At 39.5% G+C, this 20234-nt stretch carries 15 protein-coding genes; 2 read left to right on the top strand and 13 right to left on the bottom strand.

What is annotated here, in order from left to right; genetic code table 11:
* The first annotated feature begins 6 nt into the window (after positions 1-6).
* Positions 7-1497: a PLP-dependent aminotransferase family protein gene (locus tag ACQWU4_RS01735; protein WP_429934040.1), complete on the top strand. Its 1491-nt coding sequence runs from the start codon at positions 7-9 to the stop codon at positions 1495-1497.
* A gap of 219 nt (positions 1498-1716) precedes the next feature.
* Here ACQWU4_RS01735 and ACQWU4_RS01730 read toward each other — a convergent pair whose 3' ends face one another.
* Genes ACQWU4_RS01730 through ACQWU4_RS01690 form a run of 9 tightly spaced genes read right to left on the bottom strand, consistent with a single transcriptional unit; the run spans position 1717 to position 15402 of the window.
* Positions 1717-2883, bottom strand: a complete 1167-nt coding sequence (locus ACQWU4_RS01730) for a PepSY-associated TM helix domain-containing protein (protein WP_429934039.1) — start codon at positions 2881-2883, stop codon at positions 1717-1719.
* 1 nt (position 2884) lies between these two features.
* Positions 2885-5326 carry a TonB-dependent siderophore receptor gene (locus tag ACQWU4_RS01725; RefSeq protein WP_429934038.1) on the bottom strand — a complete coding sequence of 814 codons (2442 nt, stop codon included), beginning with the start codon at positions 5324-5326 and terminating at the stop codon, positions 2885-2887.
* Positions 5313-6701 (bottom strand): AMP-binding protein, encoded by a 1389-nt coding sequence (locus ACQWU4_RS01720; protein ID WP_429934037.1) that lies wholly within the window; start codon positions 6699-6701, stop codon positions 5313-5315. The genes ACQWU4_RS01725 and ACQWU4_RS01720 overlap by 14 nt, the downstream gene beginning before the upstream one ends.
* 4 nt (positions 6702-6705) lie before the next feature.
* On the bottom strand, positions 6706-6951 hold the full coding sequence (locus ACQWU4_RS01715) for an acyl carrier protein (RefSeq protein WP_048504159.1): 246 nt from the start codon (positions 6949-6951) through the stop codon (positions 6706-6708).
* A gap of 1 nt (position 6952) precedes the next feature.
* Positions 6953-8356 (bottom strand): MATE family efflux transporter, encoded by a 1404-nt coding sequence (locus ACQWU4_RS01710; RefSeq protein WP_429934036.1) that lies wholly within the window; start codon positions 8354-8356, stop codon positions 6953-6955.
* Positions 8353-10167 (bottom strand): IucA/IucC family protein, encoded by a 1815-nt coding sequence (locus ACQWU4_RS01705; protein ID WP_429934035.1) that lies wholly within the window; start codon positions 10165-10167, stop codon positions 8353-8355. Before ACQWU4_RS01705 ends, ACQWU4_RS01710 begins: the two co-directional genes overlap by 4 nt.
* Positions 10168-10174: 7 nt before the next feature.
* Complete coding sequence (locus ACQWU4_RS01700) at positions 10175-11491, bottom strand: lysine N(6)-hydroxylase/L-ornithine N(5)-oxygenase family protein (protein ID WP_429934034.1); 1317 nt, start codon at positions 11489-11491, stop codon at positions 10175-10177.
* Entirely contained in the window at positions 11484-13904 is a 2421-nt protein-coding gene (locus ACQWU4_RS01695) for a GNAT family N-acetyltransferase (protein WP_429934033.1), read from the bottom strand. Before ACQWU4_RS01695 ends, ACQWU4_RS01700 begins: the two co-directional genes overlap by 8 nt.
* Positions 13876-15402, bottom strand: coding sequence for a pyridoxal phosphate-dependent decarboxylase family protein (locus tag ACQWU4_RS01690; protein WP_429934032.1), 1527 nt, complete (start codon positions 15400-15402; stop codon positions 13876-13878). Before ACQWU4_RS01690 ends, ACQWU4_RS01695 begins: the two co-directional genes overlap by 29 nt.
* 217 nt (positions 15403-15619) lie before the next feature.
* Between ACQWU4_RS01690 and ACQWU4_RS01685 the strand changes: the two genes are divergently transcribed.
* The gene (locus ACQWU4_RS01685) at positions 15620-16717 is read left to right on the top strand and encodes a taurine catabolism dioxygenase TauD (protein WP_429934031.1); all 1098 of its coding nucleotides are present in this window, start codon (positions 15620-15622) and stop codon (positions 16715-16717) included.
* Positions 16718-16821: 104 nt separating this feature from the next.
* Here ACQWU4_RS01685 and ACQWU4_RS01680 read toward each other — a convergent pair whose 3' ends face one another.
* The 4 genes from ACQWU4_RS01680 to ACQWU4_RS01665 all read right to left on the bottom strand — a co-directional run bounded on the left by ACQWU4_RS01680 (position 16822) and on the right by ACQWU4_RS01665 (position 20233).
* Positions 16822-17343, bottom strand: a complete 522-nt coding sequence (locus ACQWU4_RS01680) for a GNAT family N-acetyltransferase (protein ID WP_429934030.1) — start codon at positions 17341-17343, stop codon at positions 16822-16824.
* A 9-nt stretch (positions 17344-17352) separates the two neighbouring features.
* Positions 17353-17931 (bottom strand): nucleosidase, encoded by a 579-nt coding sequence (locus ACQWU4_RS01675; RefSeq protein WP_429934029.1) that lies wholly within the window; start codon positions 17929-17931, stop codon positions 17353-17355.
* Between the two features lie 344 nt (positions 17932-18275).
* Complete coding sequence (locus tag ACQWU4_RS01670) at positions 18276-18977, bottom strand: DsbA family oxidoreductase (RefSeq protein ID WP_429934028.1); 702 nt, start codon at positions 18975-18977, stop codon at positions 18276-18278.
* Between the two features lie 83 nt (positions 18978-19060).
* Complete coding sequence (locus ACQWU4_RS01665; RefSeq protein ID WP_429934027.1) at positions 19061-20233, bottom strand: MFS transporter; 1173 nt, start codon at positions 20231-20233, stop codon at positions 19061-19063.
* Between the last annotated feature and the right edge of the window lies 1 nt (position 20234).

Below are 20234 nucleotides of genomic sequence, written 5' to 3'. Positions count from 1 at the left end.
AATATTATGGATAGTCCGGTTAAGATTCCTTACAAAAGTTTTATAGAAATTGATAGAAATTCAGAGACTTCGATCTATATGCAGATCGCCAATCAATTGATTAATGCTATTCAGAGAGGTTTTTTGCCATACGGGACCAAGCTGCCGGGAACCAGAGCATTCAGTGAACTTCTGGAGATTCACAGAAATACGGCTGTGGCTGTTTATGATGAATTATCGGCACAGGGCTGGGTGGAAAGCTTACCCAATAAAGGAACTTTTATTATCGGTGAAAATAAGGAGGAGCCTGTAAAGGTAAAAGACTTTGAAAAAGATCATCTCCAGAATTATCCTGAAAAAACAGGATTTTCTTTTAAAACTTCGAATATTTTAGACAATCCTTTTGAACATTCGGATTGTGAATATGTTTTCAATGACGGGGTACCGGATATCAGGCTGACACAGATTGGCCAGCATTCAAGATTCTACAGTTCTATTCTTAAACGGAAATCCAACCAGAAGATGCTTGGTCATTATAATCATGACGGAAGTGAGTTTTTTAAAGAACATTTATCACATTACCTCAATCTTTCCCGGGGGCTGCCAATTTCAAAAAATAACCTGCTCATTACCCGAAGCACGGAGATGAGTATTTATATTGTTTCCGAAATTCTCCTTTCCGAAAATGATACAGTTCTGGTAGGAGCTCTGAGCTATTTCTCAGTTAATATGATCTTCCAGAAAGCAGGGGTCAATATTGTATCATTACCCATTGACGGGGACGGAATTATTGTAGAAAATGTCCGGGAAGCCTGTAAAAAACAAAAGATCAGGATGCTTTACCTGACACCGCACCACCACTATCCTACTACTGTTGCGCTGAGTGCCCAGAGAAGACTTGAGCTGCTGGACCTTGCTCACGAATATGGTTTTATCATTCTGGAAGATGATTATGATTATGAATTTCATTATGATAAAAGTCCAATACTTCCACTGGCAAGCGCAGATACCAACGGAATGGTTATCTATATCGGATCATTCGGAAAATCGCTGGCTCCGGGGTTCAGGACCGGCTTTATTGTTGCTCCTGAAAACCTGATGGCTGAAATGAGAAAATATCTTGGAATTATAGACCGCCAGGGAGATATTTTAATGGAAAGGGCTTTAGGTGAAATGATTGAGGAAGGTGAAATACACCGTTATCTGAAAAAATCGCTGAAGGTTTATCAGGAAAGGCGGGATTATTTTGCGGAGCTTCTTCAGGAGAATTTAGATGATCTTATACAGTTTCAGAAACCGTCGGGAGGTCTTGCTTTCTGGCTGGAATGGCAGGTGCCCATCAATCTGATGCAGCTGAGCAGAAATTGTACCCGGAATAATCTTTTTATTCCTAAAACGTTGCTTTACCAGACTAAAGATATTACAGCCATGAGATTGGGCTTCGGGAATCTTAATATGGAGGAAATGGAGAAAAGTATGGAGATTTTTTCTGAGACTGTAAAAACAGCTCTGATGTAGTGTGTTATAAAATCTCTCGCAGATTGAGCAGATCTGGCAGATGTCTATGTATTATTACTCTGGATAAACTACTAAAGCTGTGTGAAAAATTTGATTTTAAGTAATTCCCGCAGATTGCACAGATATTTATATTTATGAATCTGTGAAATCTGTGCAATCCGTGGGAAAAAATAAAGTGTAACAATTATGCTACACTTATCTAAATTTTGTTTTTTAAGTCTATATATTCAACTTCTTTTTCTTTGGTTTCTTCTTTTTTCTGTTCAGATAAATAATAAACCCGGTGATGGGAAGTGAGGCAGCAATCATTCCTGCAAAAAGATATAAGATCCTGCCCGGCAGCCCTAAAATACTTCCTGTATGAAGGTCATAATTTCTTTCTCTTAATGCAGTTCCATAGCCGATATTTTTATCTTTATAGGATTGATGCTTTAAAATTTTCCCGGAGTATTGATCAAAATTGAACTGTTCATTCTGGTAATGCCTGTCACTGTAAGTCACTTCAGCATAATAAGTTCCCTCTTCTGTTTTCGGGAAACTGATGAGTGCTGATTTTTTATCAGTGAGATTTTTTTCAACATTATTTCCAACTAAATTTAAAATGTTTTTCTGATTTTTAAATGCTTCGGAAGGGACTGTACTTTTGGCTTTTTCTGTTTTTATATTTCCGTTGAGTGTCTTTTTTACCCATTTGTCTACCTCTTCAAAATTCCAGATTACTGCTGCATATGAAATAAGCAGCAAAGGAATAACGGCATAGAATCCTAAGACATTGTGCATATCGTAATTGATTCTTTTCCATTTGGCTGATGTCTTAATGAAAAACATTCCTTTCAGTGCCTTTTTATTCATTTTGCGGGGAAACCAGATCACCAGCCCCGAAAAAAGCATAACAGCCAGTATCAATGTGGAATATCCTGTAATGGTTTTGCCAATTTTTTCACCCAGTAAAAGCCTTCTGTGAAGATCCATAACGATCTCAAAAAAGTCATTTTTTGCATTCTCTACCTCAAGAACTTTTCCGGTATAAGGATCTACATAAACCCTGTAATAATAAATATAAGTGCCCCAATAAGTAAGCGCATCATTATTCATTTTCAGAGAACGGAATGCATAGCTTCGTGAAGGATCTGAAGAGATTTCCACCCTGCTGACTTTCAGGTTGTCTGGCAATGCTTGTTCAGCTTTTAGTTTAAGATCGGAAAATGGAAGTTTTTCTTTTTTGATGGCTTTTACGAAATATTTTTCAGGATATATGGCATGTTTTAATTCTTTTTCAAAAGCAAGAATACATCCTGTAACTGCCATTATTACAACTATAAGCCCGGACGTTAGTCCGAGCCATAGATGTATTTGATATGCTGTCTTTCTTAGTATAGAATTCATATTAAAATTTAAGAGTAACCTCCGCAACAAAGTTACGGGGCATCTGGGCAACTATAACACCCTGCCCTGCGAAATACTGCACATTTCCTAAATTATTCATTTTAAATCCTAACCTGTATCGTTCTTTTTCAAGCGATAAGGAAGCATTGACCAAAGTGTAAGCCGGGAATATAAACTGCCCTGTATTTGCATTATCTACAGTAACCTGCTCCCCGACACGGTTCACACCAAAGCCTAAACCAAGACCTGAAAGCCCTTTGATCGGCAATACGTAGCTCACCCATGAATTGAATACATTAGCCGGACCTGAAGAGGATGGACGGCGGCCTTCTACATTAGCAGCAGCTCTTACAAACTTACTGTCATTATAAGAATATCCTGCCATAATATTCAGTCCCTGGATCGGATTCAGGGTGGTTTCAATCTCAATTCCCTTACTTCTCTGTTCTCCGTCCTGAATCGTTATATTATAGTCTGTTCCGTTTCGGTTCACAATATCTGCTCTTAACATATTGTCCACCAGAATATCATAATATCCTACGGTAAAATTCACTCTGTTTCTCCAGAGATTTCCTTTGAATCCTGCTTCCCACTGATTAGACCTCTGAGGTTTGAAATCTCCGCTGTAATCGGAAAGCGGCTGCGCAACCGGAACCAAATTACTAAACCCATTCATGTAGTTAGCATATGCAGACAGGTGTTCTTTAATGATCTGATAGGATAAACCAAATTTCGGAGACCATGCATTTTGGTTGAATGCCCCTGTATTGGAATTTTTAATTAAATCAAGCTGCCCTTTACTTTCATAATGATCAAAACGTAAACTTAATAAAGCAACCAACCGGTCCGTAATGTATACTGCATCAGAAATATATGCTCCATACATATTATTTGATGCTGTATTTCTTACTAAAGGCGCTGAAGAACTTTGAATTTTCTGCAATGCCAAATCTCTGGATATATTACCATATGTTCCTGTTATTGGCAGTACCACTGGAGCTGTAGGGTTTTTAGGATCAATGTAATCAAATACAACAATTGGAGAAAGGTTATTATTAAGAGACTGGTTCAAATAATCTAGCCCGATAAGAAGTTTATTTTTGATCTTTCCTATCTTAAACTCTCCGTTAAAATTCTGCTGAACACTGGTAGAAGCTCCTTCGCCATTCTGCCACTGTACATTACGCTCCAGAAGGTTATCTGTAGCCCCCCTCATGAACTGGTACTGATATAATCCTTCTGTTTTCCTGTAATTTCTTGAGATCAAAGTCTGTGAATTCCAGTTGTCTGAAATTTTATAATTCACCTCCGCTTTTACATTGATGGAAGGGGCTTTTAAGCTCATATCATTATTGGAATAAGACTTTTTCCAATCGTACCCAAGCTCATCCGGAGTTGTTGAAATAAATGGTCTGATTCTCGGTAAAAAGATAATCGGTGTGTTAGTTCCTTCATAAGTATAAATCTGAGCTCCCAGATTGAACTTTAGCCTATCATTTACCTGATAGCTCAGTGTCGGAGCTACAAACATTGACTTTCTGAACTCAGAATCCCTGAATCCGTTCTGGTACTGGTAGGCAGCATTCAGACGGAACAACGTTTTTCTTGAATCCGTGATCGGGCCGTATACATCAGCTGTCACACGATTCAGATTATAGCTTCCCAGAAGATAAGAAACCTCACCTCCGAAATAATCTTTAGGCTTCTTCGTTACTAAGCTGATCAATCCCCCAAAAGAATTAACCGCACCTCCATACAGAGTTCCTGAAGGTCCCTTGATTACGTCTATACGTTCAATATCAGCAGGATCGATTTCTGAGTTGGTTGTTGCGGGAACACCATCTACCATAGAAATTCTGGTAGGAAACCCTCTTAGGTTATAATAAAAGCTTCCATCTCCTGCTCTTCCTGCACTTCCCTGCATCTTTACAATACCCGGAGCATTTTTTACCGCATCCGAAACATCATAAATCAGCTGTTCTTTAAGGATCTGCTGGTTAATGCTTGTGTAGAACTGTGGATTTTCGATGTTTTTCAAAGGCATTTTAGTGATGGAAGTACTGTCTTTATCCAGAAATTTGTTTCTGCTGAAAGCATATACTGTGATTCCCTCAATAACATTGTTTTCTATTGAAGAAGCGTAGATCGCGGGAATTTCAAAGACATCTTTCTCAATATGGATCTGCTCACGCATCAATTCAATATCATTTAAAACTACCTGAAGGGTATACTCTCCCGGCGGCACATTATCAAAGTAATATTCTCCTGAACTATTGGTTTTTGCCTGATACGGCGTATTAACTAACCTTAAAAGTGCATTTTTCACTGGCACTTTTTCGGACAGCATGATTTTTCCGTTAACACGTTCATTCTGCTGTGCAGAAACAAAATGTGGAAGGCTGATAAGTAATAAAAGTAATATAGGGGTTTTAAATTTTTTCATGCTGTAAATTTTGTAGCAGTGGATAGTTGATTTTGCCGTTTTGTGATAATGGAAATGATTCTATGTGTTCAGTGCGTATGTACTGCGGATTGATGCGCAGCTTATTCTTGATAGTTTCGGTAATAATCCGGGGATCAATTTCGATGTTGTCATAAAGAACAATGATTTTTTTGTCATTGGAATTCAGGCAGACAAACGTATTGCCTTCCAGCTCATTTTTAAGGATAAATTCTACCTCATCCAGATTCAGGCGGATACCGAAAAGTTTCATAATGCGCTTGATTCTTCCTGTAATATAATAAAGCCCGTTCTGACCTCTTCTCGCAGTATCTCCGGTACGAAGAAGTCTTGGCTGTTCATAGGTGGCAAGATCTTCAAGCTTATTGGCATAACCTCCGCTGATACTTTGGTGTAAGAAAAGAAGTTCATCCGTTTCAGGATCGATCTGGAAACTGCCACCATTTACCGGAGTTCCTATGGAAGTTTCTTCTTCAAGAAGTCCGTCTGTTGTAAGATAGGCCATTCTTCCACCTGCTTCTGTCTGTCCGTACTGGGCAAAGAATTGTTTTTCAAATTCATGACAGTAATTGAAGATGGTTTTTCTCAATTCAGCATTAATTACGCCTCCTGTATGGGTCATATATCTCAGGCTGCTGCTGTCTTTTCTGAAGAAACCTATTCTGTTCAGGTTTTCATACAGATACGGAACACCTCCAAGTGTGCTGTAGCCGTACTTTTCCATTTCATCCCAGAATGCTTTCTGCATAATGTCCTTGTCTGTACATACTATTCTTCCCGCCCGCATACAGTTGGTGGTAAAAATAGAAAAACCGTACACGAAATTAATCGGTACGTTTAACGGAACTACATCATTTCCCAGAACAGGCATGTACTGAAGGATGCTCACTGCATTCTGGTACAGGTTTTCATCTGAAAGTTTCACCAGCTTTGGAACCCCGGTGGTACCGGAAGTACTCAGAAGGATCTTGATTTCAGGATGAATGGTAACCTCCGGCCTGTAATCTTCTTTGGCAAAAATTTTCACTGTTTCTGAAAATTCCTTTAAAGAATATCCCTGAACCTCATCTCTTGAGGGATCGAAGATATATTTCGGCCGGTACTCCGCTTCCAGGCGTTCTTTAAATTCCGGATACAGCTTCTGTCCCAAAACTGCAATAGCATGCGCTGTTCCGTAAAAATTGAGCAGAACCTCAATGCTGGGCAGCTGGTTGTCATTATACAAAAAGATCAGTCCTTTTTCCACAGGATTGAGGCCTAAAGACCGGTACAGCGTTCCAACCGGCGTGGTGGCACCGGTGGAAGCATCTGTAAACAAGAGGTTCTTGTTAGCAATTACATTTTCTAAAATTTTCATATACTTAGTTTTCTACGAGTACATCGTATTTTTTCATTTTTTCGCGAATCTTCCCGACAGTCCCCATTTCAAGGATATCATTGAAGTCAAACTTTACCTGATAGAACTGCTCCAGTGCTTCTACAATAAGCAGATGCGACATAGAATCCCATTCAGGAATCTCCTGATAAGTCAGGTTTTCGTCTACCAGTTCTTTTTTCACAGCGATTGCTGATGCGATAATTTCATAAAATTCGTCTGTTGTGTGCATTTTAAATTTTTATAGTTTTCCATTTACCATTTTTGAAGATCATTAAGAACAATACAGCCAGTACAATTTCTGATGAAACAATAGCTGTAAATATTCCTTTCAGTTCCCAGTGAAGCCTTATTCCAAGCAGGTAAGCCAGAGGAAGCTGAATAACGTAGAACATGATCATATACAGCAGCGTTACCTGCATAATATTTCCGGCAGCATTGAGTGCACGGCTGATGACCATTGTAAAGCCTAATAAGAGATAAGCCATAGATACCACATGGATATACTGTACTGCATACCTTGCGACCTCAGCTTCTTTAGTGAAAAAAGTCACGACATATTCCGCGGCAAACTGCCAGAATAATGCGACTGCAATAAGATAGGTCATATTGATCCCTCCTGCCCTCCATACTGTTTTTTCTGCGCGGTCAGGGTTTCCGGCTCCTAAATTCTGTCCTGTAAGAACTCCTGCAGCATTTCCTATTCCCCAGGCAGGCATTGTGGCCACAGAAGCAATTCTCTGGGCGATAATATAGCCTGCAAGAGCAGTTGTACCGAAAGTGGCAATAATTTTAACCATAATCAGCCAGCTGGAAGCAGGAACAATGTATTGAACCAGGCCGCCGAGTGCTATTTTCATGATCTTTTTCAGAAGAGGCAGATCAATATGAAATTTAGCCAGAATATTAACTCTTGTTTTTCCTGTAAGAAGAATGAAGAATTGATATAAAACTGCCAATAACCGGGACAAAATGGTAGCATACGCCAGACCCATTAATCCGTAGGCGGGAATAAAGCCAAGTCCAAATACCAGGATCACGGCAAAGACCATACTTGAAATATGACAGAGCCAAAGCGACTTCATGGCAAGATCAGCATCTCCGGCGCCTCTGAACAGTCCATTGATGGAAAGGCGGAGAATTACCAGACCAATACTTAAAAAGACAAGTCTGGAGAAAGGAAGCCCATTAGCTACCATATCTGTACTGAATCCCAGGAAACTGATAATTTCGCCTGCAAAAAGGAATGACAGACCACCGATCAGTAACGCAAAAGCAGCAGCCAGCGATATGATATAATGTGCAGTTCTGCTCATACCTTCCTGGTCTTTTTCTCCCGCTCTCCTTGCCGTCAGTGTTGCAGCAGCTATACCCAATCCAATGGCAATGGCGTTGGCAAAATTGATATAGTTATCTGCAATTCCTACAAGGCCGAGAACTTTATCTCCTAATCTGGCAATAATCAAGAGATTGATGCTGACAAAAACGGATTCCATCACCAGCTCCATCACCATCGGAATGGCCAAGCTAAAAATAGAACGGTTGATGCTGCCTGACGTAAGCTCTACTTTTTTCCCCGCCATGGCTCCGTACGCAAATACAGAGCCTTCTTTTACAAGATGCAGAAGCTTTCTCATACGGTAGCTACGAAGTTTTTATTGGCAATCTGATACAAAGGATTCGGCAGTGCACCGTCTTTCCTCGGAATAGCAAATGCTTTATTTTCGCTGTAACCATTATTTTTCAGACGGACACTGTTGATGTAGAACCTTTTGAATGCCGGAACATACAGATCATACTTTTCGTAGCGTTCATTCAGATGTGGATTTTGATTTTTGTAGTTCTCAATACATTCATGAACAAGCGTCCAGAATGTTTCTTCCTGAAAATTGGAATAGGTATGCAGGACGTTGGATAAATACCTGAAAAAGGCATCAAAAACCCCTAAAAGTATAGACAACGGAACATTTTCCTTGTTGGAAGACTGAATCAGTCCGTCGGCCAGATAATCAGGAAGTTTTTCTCTGGCTTCCGGAGTCAGAACGATATCATCCACGAAATCTTTGATGACAATTCTTTGCGGTAATCCGTTTTTCAGTACAACCATTATGTTTTCTCCGTGAGGTGTTACGCATAGAGAATGGGTATAATAGATATGAAGAAGCGGTGTCAGATAAGCATCCAGATACTCTTTAATCCACTGTTTAATACTGATTCCGGCTTTTTCTGCAAAAGCCTGTACCAGAGGAATTCCTTTCTGATCTACAAATAAAAGAGAAGCCATGGTAAACATTTCTTCGTCTTCTTTTAAATAATTGAAAGCACTTTCACGCCATAAAGCCCCTAAAAATTCATTATACTGATAAGGAACTCCGGAAATTGCGCTGTACTGAGGATGCAGATAAGCTATAGAAGCCTCTTCCCCTAAAAAGATGGTTCCTTTGGTTTCAAGATAAGCATCGTCTTTGATCAGGTTTTTTACCCAGTCTGTAATGGCAGGGGCGATTTTCATCTGTTTGGGTGACAAACCTCTGATATTCCCTGTGCTTAGAATAGAAACTGCAGTTTTCAGGTATCTTTTCTCAGGATAATCTGTATTAAACAGGGTTCTGATGCTTTGTTGCGGACTGTAGACATCATTTCCTTCTCCCAACAGGATTAAAATACCGGAAGCAATATCTCCTGCAAAATGAATTTTGAGTTTATGCTCCCATTGCCACGGATGTACCGGAATTAAATTATAATCCTGAACAGATTTTCTGGAATTGATCAGTTTCTGCTGAAACTCCTGATACAATTTGTCTCCTATTTCAGAACGGTAAAATGTTTCCTGATCAATGTGGTCTAAAGACTGGAATACCGATCTTTCCTTATGGGCAGCCAGCCATAAAACCTTTAGGTTCTCTCCTGCTTCCGGGGCAAACTTTTCAAGGTCAGCCGGAGAAAATCCTAACCGGCTTTTATTGACGATTACCCAGGGATGCCCTGTCATTTCATGCTCTACAGTCTGATAGTTGCTGGATGCCAAATCTTTTGAAGACATTACGCCTCTGGAAAGGATCAGTGCATCACAGTATAAGGTGTACAGTAATTCTTCGGTATATCTTGCCAGAGTATTCGAATCCAGATCCAATACGGTCTGCATCTCAAGGAAGAACTGGGGAATATCCAGAACCGATGAGTTGATACCGTTTTCTGTCTTTTCAATGCTGTCTTTATCAATATGCCAGTAATCCAGCATTCTTTCCTGTCCGCGGAAGCTGTATTGAATGTTTTCTATCCCTGTTTCAAGTCTGAAAACTGTAAATCCTGCCTCATCCTGAAAAACAGCGACAGGTTTCAGCCGTTCTTCGTGCATTAATTCTGCAATGGTCTTGGCCAAAAGCTCTCTGTTAGCCTGCAGCCAATGTTCCTGGCTGATTGTTGTATTTTTTAAAGTGGTGTTCATGATTAGATTATATATTGACAGTTGGCATTACAGCATGTTTTTCTACATCAAAATCCTGGAAAGCTATTTTCTTCTCTATTTTGTAATATTCTCTTCCCAGAATATCATTGATGATGTAGGAATTCCGGTAAGCGGCCATCCCTAAATCTGTTGAAATATAACTGTGGGTATGTACCTCTGCATGAAGAACATAAATTTCACCTCCGTTATGGTCTATGGAATAATTCCTGTTCACCGCAAATAATCCTGACGAATCTCTTTTGATCCTGGACTGGATGTTTTTCAGGAATGCTGGTTCGTGATAACGGTATCCTGTCCCCACAACAAGGTAATCGGCTTCCTGCTCATAAGGAACCTCCTGCTCAAGTTGGGTGAATTCAAGAGTGAGATGGTCTGTACTGCTGTTATCTACCCTGTCCAGCTGGCTGTTTGGAATAATGGTAAGCTTTGGATCAGCATTGTCAATATTCAGGTCGTAAATGAAATCGTAAATCTGGTTGATGAGGTCATAATTGATTCCTTTAAACTGAGCCTGCTGCTTGCTTAAAATGCTTTTCCTTGCAGGTTCGCTTCTGCTGTAGAAGTAATCAACGTAATCAGGAGAAGTCAATTCCAGGGTCAGTTTTGAATATTCCATCGGGAAAAAGCGGTCCGGCCTTGAATACCAGCCTAATTTTGTGTTTTCGCCACGGCTTTGCAGTAAATCATAGAAAACCTCCGCAGCACTTTGCCCGGAACCGATCACAGCAATTTTTTTCCCCTGAGCCAGAAGTTCTTCTTTGCGGTACAGATATGAACTTGTGTGAAGAATACGCGAATCATCTTTCGGAATAAAGGAAGGAATATGAGGCTGTGTACCCGTTCCCAGAATCAGTCGTTCCGTTTTGAAAACTTCCGTTTCTTTGGTTTTGGTATGAACTGTTGTAATTAAATACAATCCATTTTCATAAACGATATCAACTACCTGTGTTGAAAACCTGCATTGTGGAAGCTGGCTGACCACCCATTGACAATACCGGTTGTATTCTTTACGGGGAATGAAAAAATCTTCCCTGATAAAGAATTTATAAAGCCTGTTGGTTTCTTTCAGATAGTTCAGAAGGCTCAGAGGATTGGTAGGATCTGCCATAGATACACAATCACACAGAAAAGGGGTCTGTAGTGTTACATGGTCGATCATTAGTCCCGGATGCCAGTCAAAACCATCTCTCTGGTCAAGGAAAAGTGTTTTTAATTCAGAGATAGGATTGGATAAGGCGGCCAGCCCCAGATTAAAAGGGCCGATACCTATTCCTATTACATTATATACGGTTTCATTATTCATTTTCTGTGATGTTTGTGGTGAATTGTACGTCTTTGTTCTGGGGGAATTTTTCCCAATACCATTCCCTGTAGCAGAAATTGAGATTGGCTTTTTTGTGTGGCATTTCAATGACTTTTTCTACTTTGAAACCTACGTGAGCTTTATTCATCATAGAAGCCAGAGAATCTACCGATCCCTCGCCTACCATTTTTCCAACCTCAGGCTGGGCAAATACATAATCTACCATAGATTGTGTGGAAGGAGAAACATATTTCTTTTTTGGGTCTGTTGGCGCTATAAACTGATGAGTTCCGTAATCGGTAGGAAGAACATCATAGTAATCTCCTACAATATCCCTACATGGCCAGTAAATTTCAATATTGCATGAAGGTTCACCGTTGCTGGATACAATATAGCTGTGGCCTTCATCACCCGGAAGCATCAGGCGGTAATATGTTTCGAGCTCGTCAATCGGCCAGTTCATCTGCCAGATCTTAACAGCATGTTCCCGGTTGAACCATTCATGAAGCATTTCGAGGTCTTCATCGAGATTTATCGGTCTCATGGTGATCGTAACATCATCTTTCGGGAAGTAACGTTTGAAACAAATATTTTTTCCCTTCGGATGGATCAGTTGGTCCGAAAAATAATATTGATGAAGAAGATTGGGAACCTTGGCGTAAGAAATGGCTGATGCACTTGTAATTCCGTCAATTTCATTAGCGACTGCCTTAAAATTGGTTTTGGTCCCCCAATAACGGTTTTTAAGGGCATATTGGGTAAAGCCTGAAGGCATTTCATCATGAATCTGCTCAAACTCGTTGTGCAGCATATTGATAAGGCTTCTTTCACTTACCCATCCGGTTTTTCCTATTGATGCAATAAGCGCTGAAAGGTTACTTACCAGCACATGATAAGAAATGATATCCAGAAGACGCTCGTCTCTGATGAAAAGATCCTCAATTTCAGGATAATCTTTTGAAAGGTTTGTGTACTGTTCTCTTGAACTTTCTCTTAATAAATAACCCTGTGCATCCCTTACAAAAAGAGTCTGTGGCAGTAACTGCTCGTCTAGTTTTATCAGAAGGTTTTGCTGATGAGCTTCGGGAGCCATTCCGTATTGGCTGTATAGGTGATTGAGAGGCGTAATTAATAATTTAATATATTTTTCAAACCAGATAACAACCGATTCTTCCGGACTTGTTCCCAGCTTTTCCGAAACCTCTTCAAAAAACTGCTGTATGAAGCTCTGTCCGTTTGCAGGCTCGTCCTGGCATAATCTTGCTAGCAATATTATTTTGTCGTCCTTTGAGAAAGGATTTTCACGGATCAGCAGATTAAGACTTTCAATATTTTTATCTTCATGATAAACTCCCAGTGTTACAGGCTCCAAAAGCAATCTGAACTGATCGAAATCTTTTTCAAAAAACGATCCTGCATGTTTCCTCCATAAAGCGGAAGCATAGCCTCTTGCCAGATCCTTTTCAGTATTGATTCTTATAGATCCGGTCAGAAGAACATTTAAAGAAAATTTAGGCATCCAGGGAATATCCGGGCTGTACATACTTCTTATGGAAGATGTGGAATAAAATTCCTCCCCAAAAGCTCCCATATGGATTAAAGTACGGTTGCTGACCATTTCCGAACCTTCTTTGGTCGATAAAAGATAGCTGGCTTCCCACGGATGACAAGGAATTATATAAAAATCAGAAAGTTTTTCTCCTTCTTTTAGATAGTTTTCTTCCAGATTTTCAGGTAAAGAAACAATGCTTTTCAGAAATTCCTCATAAGACAGGTCAACAGCCTGTTCTCTGACACAGCTTTTAGCCACCAGAAAATATTCCAGCTGAATTCCTTTATTGAATTCCGGGCCGTAAAGAAGCTGTTCCTGTTTTGAAAATCCCATTCTTGCTTTGGTAAAAGGATGAAGATTGTGTCCTACAGGAAGCTGCTGCTCAGACTCAAGAAAAGAATAGGTTAAATTATTTCTACCTTTTAAGCCTTCATCCATAATCATTTCCAGATTTCTCAGGCTGCTGTGGATTCTTCTGGTAAACAGAGCAAGGCCCTGCTCACTATACTGTTCGGAAAGTTCCCTGTATACCAATGCTGTAAGTTCATCAATATCCGGTTGAGAAACTTTTTGGTTTTTGTGGTCAACGGTCCATAATGACGCGTAATCATGAAAAGTGCTTTCAGATCGGTAGGCAACCGGGGCAAATAAAAAGATCTCGCTTTTCTTCAGTTCAAATCTTATGTGAAGTGGATGGGTGCTGTTTTTCAGTGCTTCTGCTGTCAGAGTATCATATTTTGGAACTCCCTGATAGAATTTTCCGTTTCCAAGCTCACGGAGCATTCCGTTCAGGAGGATCCTTACTGTAATTTTGTGTGCTTTTTCTGTAAGATTAGTTGGCTGTACCAAAGTCTTCTCCATGTGATTTTATTTTGTTTAAAATTTGGTGTACATCTTCCGTCGTAGTAATCGGGTTCAGGAAAGTAAATTTCAGGTAGAAGTTTCCGTCTACCTTTGTACTTGCAACCAGAACTTCTCCGCTGTAGAAAAGCTTCATTTTGATATACTGGTTCAATGCATTCAGGTCTTCCGTATCAGTTCTCACATAGCGGAAAACCAGAACACTCAGATCGGTATCAGAAAGCAGCTCAAAATCCGGATTTTCACTGATCATGGATGCTACATCCTTGGTAAGATCTATCACGGTATCCGTGTATTCCGAGAGTTGTTCTTTGCCCATCATTCTTAAAGTAAACCACAGTTTAAGCGCATCAAATCTTCTGGTACTCTGGATGATGGATTTGTTGATCTGTGCAGGGATTTCCTCTTCATCCATTTCGGCAGGATTCAGATAATCTGCATGATGCTTCAGGATTCTCAGTTCCCTTTTGTTTTTTACGATGAAAGCACTGCTGCTGATCGGCTGGAAGAACGACTTATGATAATCTATCGTCACGGAATCTGCTCTTTCGATACCGTTCAGAAGATGACGATATTTTTCGCTTAGTAATAAAGCACAACCGTAAGCGGCATCTACATGCATCCAGATATTATACTGTTCTGCAATATTGGCAATATCTTCCAGCGGATCTACGTTTCCGAAGTCTGTGGTTCCTGCTGTTGCTACAATTCCGATAGGAATATTACCCATCTGCTCTTCCCTTTTGATGTATTTCTTTAAAAGAGCGATGTCCATGCAGAATCTTTCATCGGTAGGAACTTTTACGATACATTTCTCGCCCAGTCCCATAATAGAAGCATTCTTTAAGTTGCTGAAATGGGATTTATCAGAAACAAAGATTCTGAAACGTCCAGCTTCCTTCGGAAGGCCGTCCAGCTTGATATTGTGATTATATCTTTTCTGAGAAAAACAGTCGCGCATCATGACCAGTCCCATTAAATTACTTTGGGATCCTCCTGCGGTGAAAACTCCGTCGCTGTTGTCTGGATTGTAACCCAGCTGTTCCGCTGTCCAGTCGATCAGCTTTCTTTCCATAAAGGTTCCTCCGGCACTCTGGTCGTAGGTGTCCTGTGAAGAGTTGATGGCACTTACAAGAATTTCCCCTGCCAGTGCAGGAATCACAATTGGGCAGTTAAGATGGGCCACATATTGTGGAAGGTGGAAAGCAGTGGCATGCTTTACATATATAGTATCTACTTCGTGAAGAAGTTCCTGGTAAGAAGACAGTTTTTGGTTAAGGTCTATCTGCTGTACCATGCCTTTCATTTCTTTGGCTTCAATTCCGCTGAAGGGCTTATCATTTCTTTGCAGAAAAGTTCCCACAAGGTCTAAAGTTTCTTTGACGGCGGAACGATAATGATCATAATTATCAGAATGAAAAATATTCCCGAAATTCCCCGAAATGTGAGGTAAGGAAGCGTCCAGGATCTCTCCGGCGGACATTTGATTGTTGTTCATATACGTTTATGTAAGGTGATTTTAAAAATCAATAAGTTGTGTGAAGTTGTTTTGTGTATAAGTGTATATACCTGATAGTCAAGTTTTTATTTTTTACATTTTTAAAGCTTTTTATTTGGTGATTAATAAATTATTCATAAATTTGAACCGTCTATTGTTATTTAGAATAATTAAAAACAAATATAAAAATTATATTCACACACCAAATATTTTTTTAATGAATTCGCTAGAAATTTTAGATAACGACAGTATTACTGCGGTAAAACTGCTTCCCAGAGTCATTGAGATCACATCTCAGGAAAGAAGAATGATACAAGATGCAGCGGCGCATCTTCAGAGAAAGTATGGCAGCTATGAAAACAGGGAATTCATTACTCATGTCCATCAGCTGGCCTCCTATTTCTTACCGGAAAGAATTTTACATATAGCAGCTGATTTTGCCAGCGACTTCTCAAAAAATCAATACGGAGCATTGGTTTTCAAAGGGTTGATGGATATTGATCAGGAGAATATAGGAACCACTCCTCCCAACTGGCAGTCTGCAGATTATTCAAAATTCAATATTTATGGTTTTGCATGTGCTCTGATTCACGGGGCACTTCCTTCCAAACCAGTACAGTATTATTCCCAGCGTAAAGGCGGAGGTTTAATGCATGCTATTATCCCGGATGAAAAAATGCGGGAAACCCAGACCGGATCGGGATCTGCAACGGATCTTTATGTACATACGGAAGATGCATTTTTAAAGCATCAGGCTGATTTTTTAAGCTTTATGTATATCCGTAATGAAGAGCAGGTACCCTCTACCCTGTATTCCATCCGCTCTCACGAGTCTATCGGAGAAAATTTCAGGCCTCTTTTTGAACGCATGTACAAAATCCCGAAAGATGCCAATCTTGAAACCGGTATGGAGGAAGAAGAAAAGCTGGATTCTGTTCTGTATGGCAATTATGAACTGCCCTTCATGAGGTTTGATGCGGCTGAACAGCTTTTCAATCCTAGCATCAGGCAGACTGACGAGGCTCATCATCACCTGACAGAATTTTGGGAAGAAGCAAAAGATCTGGTTTATTCAGGTTTCACGCCTCAGGCAGGAGATGTTATCCTGGTTAATAATCATTTATGCGCTCACGGAAGGTCTGCTTTCCGTGCGGGAGTAAGAAATATTGACGGTATAGAATACCAATGCCAAAGGAGAATTATGCTTCGTATGATGAGCAAGGTGAGCCTTATGGAAATGAGGGCCCATACGCTTACGGAAGATCCATTCTTTGTGATTGAAGAGCATTTGGGCAAAAACTTTGAAAATATGTAAAGTTTCCCATAACGTTTGATAATTGATAATAAAAATCCTTTTAAGTACAGACTTAAAAGGATTTTGTTTTTGTAAGTATTTAATTTCTATTCTAAAAATTATGGTCATCCTAAAGTTTTCTTCATCATCAGATCGGTCTGATCATCATCTCCCAAGGTGAACGTATGGCTTCCAAATTCTTCGAAACCATTTTTTCTGTAAAAACTTAATGCTCTCAGGTTTTTCTCCCAGACTCCAAGCCACAGGTAATTTTTATTCAGGCTTTGAGCAACTTCCATAGCTTTATCATACAGCAATTGCCCTACCTTCTGTCCGTGATGGCTTTTTTTGACATAAATACGTTCTATTTCCAGAGAAGTATCGTCCTGCAGCTCAGTCTGTGCCGGACCGGAATTCAATTTCAGATAACCTACAGGAATATCTTCTTCCCAGGCAATAAAGAAATAAGAATCAGGGTTGTTCAGTTCTGATCTCACTTTTTCTGTACTGAAACTTTTGTCCAGATATGTTTTCATAGCCCCCTCTGAGTTACTTTCTGCAAAGGTTTCATAAAAAGTTTGTCTGCCCAGATTCTGTATAATTTCCAGATCTTCTGTTGTAGATTTATTGATGATAATAGATGCCATCTTTTATTTTTAAAATAATATTCTCTTAAATGCTTCTGAAGCCAAATGTACCTGCACACTCCAGTCATCTGCTGCATCACTTCCTGCATCATCGGAAATGTATTTCAGGCACAGGAAAGGGATATTTTCTTTTTTTGCAATCAGGGCGAGCGGATAAGCTTCCATATCCACAATATTATAATCCGTTTCGGAATGATTCATCTCAAAGCTGTCGCCGCTGCCGCAAACTCCTTCTTCCAGACCGCTCATCTGAAGACCGTATTCCAAAACAGGAGGTATACCGGATAAAGGGGTTTCATAAAGACTGAAACCGAGGCCTCTCACATCCATATCCCTCTGAATAAATTTTGTACAGCAGACCACTTCACCTTTTCCAAAACTTTTACTTCCGGCAGATCCCAGATTTACGATCAATTTTGGTTTTCTTAAATGAATTTCCCGGGTAAGTTCTATAGCTGCATTTACTTTGCCTATTCCTGTTACCAGTTTGTTTTTCCCTTCAAATGCTTTTCCCGCTTCTGAATCCAGAGCAAAGACGAAAAGAGTTTCTGAAACCGGATAATGATATTCGGCGTTGATTTTTATCATTGAGCTTAAATATTTAAACAAAAATAAGCATTGAACCGGTAAAATGGAGCTTCTTTCTATTTTTATTCAGCTGTAAAATGACAAAAACACTTTGGGTAGAAGTATTTTATAATGTTAATTTATTCTTTAACGCAAAGTTTTTATTCAGGGAGTTTTTGATTTAAGAAGGCAAAGATATGTGGCTGCGCCACTGACTAAGCCATGGTTAAAGCTTCCGCTTAATCAAATCAATCTTTGATTGATTCTCTCTTTGCAGTCTTTAAAATATTTAATATTAAAATAAAAACTTTGCGTTAGAAATATTGTGGTGATACTATTAAACTTGCAATTGCTACAGATTATGCTTAAATACTACAACCATCCGTATCACATGAAGCGCCTCCATTTTGAGAAAGGTCTTTAAACGGACTTACTGTTTCCTTATAAGTCTGCTGAAGAGCATCTGCAAAAACTTCGGCAGGTTGTGCCCCGGATACAGCATACTTTCCATTTAAAACAAAGAAAGGTACACTGGAAATACCATTGTTTCTTGCCTCCTGGATATCCTGATTGATTTCATAATCAAACTGATCTGAAGTTAATGCCTGCCTTGCTTCATCCTTATTAATCCCCGAATTTTCAGCAAGGGAAACAAGTTCATCAATATCTCCCACATTTTTTCCATCAATAAAATGGGCTTTAAAAAGGGATTCTTCCATTTCATCGGACTTACCATATTTTTTGGCAAGATGAAGCAGTTTGTGGGCGGTAAAAGTATTGATGATCAAAGCTTTTTCGAAATTGAAATCAATTCCTGCTCCTTTTCCCATCTGGGCTACCTGACCAATCATCTGTGCGGCCTGAGCTTCCGGGAATCCTTTTTTCTCTTTAAAATATTCGATGGTATTTTGAGTTTTTGCAGTATCTAAACTCGAGTCCAGCTGGAAACTCTTCCATTCTACCTCTATTTCATTTTTAAAAGGTAATTTTTCAAGAGCCTGTTCAAAATTATTTTTTCCTATATAACAGAACGGACACATAATATCCGACCATATTTCTATTTTCATTTTATTTATTTTAATTATTGATAATATTTTTATAGATCAAAATTAATATATTTTTTAATTGTAACAAAATTTATTACAATATATTATGAACATGGAATAATAACCCTCTTTTTTTCAGCTCTCTTTTCCAAAATGCTTCTCAATATGATCATCAGGAAAGCCATGATACCAAACACAAAGCCTATCCACGGATTATAAGAAGCTCCCTTGGTGACAATCATCCAGCCTCCGAGTGCGGTTCCCAGCGTTACTCCTAGATTCCCGAAAGAGGTAGCTAAACTGTTGGCAAATTCCAAAGAATCCGGAACAGAAGAGATCATATAAGTAGAAGCATTCTGAAAACTAGGCGAATACAAAAAGCCCCAGATTGCTATACTGATGATGTTTGCAATAAGATTATGTCCTGAAAAATATAGTAAAAATGGTATGATTAACGTGCCGGAAAGAAACAGGGCTGTCGTTTTTGATACATTCCAGCCCAGCATTCTCCCTGCAATCCAATTTGAAAAAACACCGATAATCCCAAACAGAAAAAGCATATAGCTTACCATTGTTCCATCCATTCCTTTTGCCTTATTCAGATAATCTGCAAAATAACTGTAAGTGGAAAACCAGGCCGTTATCATGAAAAAATTCATAGCCGTACTGATGATAAAGGTAGGCTGAGTCAAAATTTTAAGCTGACTTTTGTATGATTTCTTCTCATGTACAGGCATTGGCGGAAGCAGAAAATAGATGACAATCAGAGCTATTGTACTTACTGCAGCCTGAACGATGAAAGAAGATTCCCATGTCCATAAACTGGCAAGCCAGGTTGCAAAAGGGACTGTGGTCACCATGGCCAGAGCAACCCCGATAAAAACAATTCCCATAAGATTATTTGCCTGTTTTTTATCCGCACCGGATACCGCAACAGATAAAGCTGTTGCAATATATACCGGCTGCAGAAATGCAGGAAGTATCCTTACCAGCATCAGAAGCCAAAATGGAGGTGACATTGCTGAAACAACCGCCGTCAGCAAAAAGATAGCAATGGCAGCTAACATTACTTTTCTACGGTCAAATCCGGACATCAGTAAGGTCATAAAAGGCCCTGTCAATGCAATAATTAATGCAAAAGCACTGAGCAGCCAGCCGGCTTTGTCAATCCCTATCTGATAGTGTTCAGCAATCTGAGGCAGGATTCCTATGACTCCGAATTCTGTGGTAATAACCGCAATGAATCCCAAACATCCGATGTAAGCATATTTTTTCATA

The sequence above is a fragment of the Chryseobacterium sp. MIQD13 genome (assembly GCF_050496705.1).
Lineage (GTDB): Bacteria > Bacteroidota > Bacteroidia > Flavobacteriales > Weeksellaceae > Chryseobacterium.
This window is presented reverse-complemented; position numbering and strand designations above follow the sequence as displayed.